This is a genomic window from Bacillus cereus group sp. BfR-BA-01331 (assembly GCF_022663915.1).
GTDB lineage: Bacteria > Bacillota > Bacilli > Bacillales > Bacillaceae_G > Bacillus_A > Bacillus_A mycoides.
The window spans coordinates 1-1,530 of sequence record NZ_JAKUGJ010000107.1 but is presented as its reverse complement, the minus strand read 5'-3'; the positions used below and the strand labels follow the sequence as shown (position 1 = coordinate 1,530).

Genomic DNA, 1,530 nt, shown 5'->3' with positions numbered 1-1,530 from the left:
TAGCCCCAACTGGTGGATTTATCGGGGGCATGTGCGTAGGTTCTGTTAGTCCTGGTGGAGAGCCTGTTAATATCAATGAAAAAGTAACAGGTTATCTTCCCAAAATTAAAGAGATGGCAGAAAAACATGGTGTTGCTCAATATGTTGGTATTTTGGCCGCTCAAATGATGCAGGAATCACAAGGAGAGGGAAATGACCCGATGCAAGCAGCAGAAGGGCAATATGGAGATTTAAGTTCATCTTGTAAAGGTCTAAAAAATGGTGCTCGTATAGGGTGTATTAAAGACCCAAATATTTCTATTGAAGCAGGCGTACAAGAATTTAGAGATGTTTTGGGAAAGGCAAATGGAGATATAGCACTTGCCTTACAGAGTTATAATTACGGTCCTGGATTCATTAGCTATGCATTGGCAAAGGGTGGCTATTCAGAAGAAACAGCTATTGCGTTTTCTAGGGAACATGCTAATGAAAATAGAGCTGGTTGTTCGGATCCGAATAACTTCCGAACCAAAGTCGGAGCGTGTTATGGGGATTATACGTACGTTTCCAAAGTTTTGAAATATTACAAGGATTTAGGTTGTGTGGCGGATGGTTCTGGAGAATGGGTGTCTGATAAAGGTTGGAAATGGCCAACGAAATCAGGGCGTATTACAGATACGTTTGATGCGGTTCATGGTGGTAAACAACATAACGCTGTAGATATTGGGGCCATGACCGCCGGAAAAGCTGGAGACCCTGTGTGGTCGATGGAAGTTGGTATTGTAACGAACCAAACAGGAAATGTAAATGGTGGTGGTTTAGGTGTTTATGTAGACCATGGAAATGGCATTGTATCTCGCTACTTACACTTGAGTAAAATATCAGTTGCACCAGGAACCATGGTAACAAAAGGACAAATCATTGGGGAGATGGGTGGTTCTAACTATAATAAAGATACTGGTTTACTTAATATGAATGGATACGCTGTCCATTTAGACTTCCAGATTCGTATTAACGACCAACCAACAGATCCAATGAAATTCTTTAAGAAAAATGATGATCCGGGATTATCATCAGGCGGTTCTCCTGTTATGACGAATGACAAAAGACAAAAGGTACTAGCAGAAGCGAAAAAATGGCTTGGACAAGGAAAAGTGAGATATGTATTAGGGAATCGTAATCCACCGGGTGGCACTTCAGATTGCTCAGGATTTACGCAGTATGTCTTTAGAACAAGTATAGGTGTACAACTTGGAGAGTGGACAGGTGCTCAAGTCGGACAAGGAAAACAAGTACCAGATATTAATCACGCCCAACCAGGGGATCTTATATTCTTTGAAAACCCAGGACATGTTGCAATTTATATGGGGAATCAAAAAATGATTCATATTGGTGATAATAAAGGTGTACAAATTACAGGTCTAAACTATACGGCAAGAGGACAACATATGACTCAAATCCGTAATGTTATAGACTGATAAGGGATGAGAGAAGATGAAGAAAGTAATCAATATTTTGTCCAATATGCCTCGTAAGTACTTGGTGGTATTG

General features: G+C 40.5%; 1 protein-coding gene. It reads left to right on the top strand.

Going from position 1 to position 1,530, the window contains the following annotated elements; genetic code table 11:
• Positions 1-1,457, top strand: a 1,457-nt coding sequence (locus tag MR155_RS32510) for a lysozyme family protein (protein ID WP_242312104.1), incomplete at its 5' end; no start/stop codon positions are given.
• Between the last annotated feature and the right edge of the window lie 73 nt (positions 1,458-1,530).